At 57.5% G+C, this 421-nt stretch carries 1 pseudogene; it reads left to right on the top strand.

Annotated features, from left to right (window positions below):
- Positions 1-421 (top strand): annotated as a pseudogene (locus EOA19_RS35575) (hypothetical protein); the annotation flags it as partial.

The following is a 421-nucleotide window of genomic DNA, read 5'->3' on the forward strand; positions in this document are numbered from 1 at the left end:
CAGGAAAGCGGTGACGCACAGATTTGCGCACTGCTGGAGGCGATCATTGCGGACGTTAGTATCTTCCCACCAGCATCGAGCGCTCGCGTGGCGCTTTATAACGTTTTCACAAAATTCACGTCCTCAGCGACAGTAAAGATGCGCGATTGGGACCCGAACCCGGCTGATGGGCTCCCCCACTTCGACATCATGCGTACGCCGCTCGTTCACCGCCAAGCGCTCCTTCTCGTTGAGTTCGAGGGCTTCAGTGTCGTGGAGGCGGCCGAGGTGCTCGCCGTGTCGGAGAGGCAGCTTGCTGAGTTGTTGACACAAGCCAAGGAGGACATCTTTGGTTCTGCGGCCAATTCTACGCATATTAATCGCGACGGCACAGACAATCCGCGCACGGTCATTACTGCGCTCGAAGCCACGGCAATGGCTT

The organism is Mesorhizobium sp. M7A.F.Ca.US.010.02.1.1, from assembly GCF_004023085.1.
Lineage (GTDB): Bacteria > Pseudomonadota > Alphaproteobacteria > Rhizobiales > Rhizobiaceae > Mesorhizobium.